Raw genomic sequence first — 409 nt, forward strand, 5'->3', positions numbered from 1 at the left:
GACACCAGCGCGGGCGGCGGGATCGTGTGGGGGGGGCGGTGGGCGCGGATGTAGTCGGTGGGGCCCGGGCCCGGGCCCCGCCGCTCGGCGGGCACGAGAACGACCCGGCCGCCGACGCACAGCGACATGACGAGGTCCCAGACGGTGACGTCGAAGCCGACCGAGGCGAACTGCACGACGCGGCTGTCCTCGTCGATGCCGATCCGCTCGGTGGCGGTGGCGATCAGGCTGCCGATGCCGTCGTGGGAGACGACCACGCCCTTGGGGCGCCCGGTGGACCCGGAGGTGTAGATGAGGTAGGCGAGCCCGTCCGGGTCCGCTGGGGCGCCGACGGGAACCTGGAGTTCCTGGGCCGGGCGGACGGTCAGTTCAAGATCCGGGGGCACCGGATCGAACCGGGCGAGATCGA

At 73.3% G+C, this 409-nt stretch carries 1 protein-coding gene; it reads right to left on the reverse strand.

The window, feature by feature from the left end:
* Nucleotides 1-386 (reverse strand): AMP-binding protein (locus tag ADK55_RS20015; RefSeq protein ID WP_324611194.1); only part of this gene is annotated, 386 nt, incomplete at its 3' end.
* Nucleotides 387-409 lie beyond the last annotated feature (23 nt).

Source organism: Streptomyces sp. WM4235, assembly GCF_001279725.1.
GTDB lineage: Bacteria > Actinomycetota > Actinomycetes > Streptomycetales > Streptomycetaceae > Streptomyces.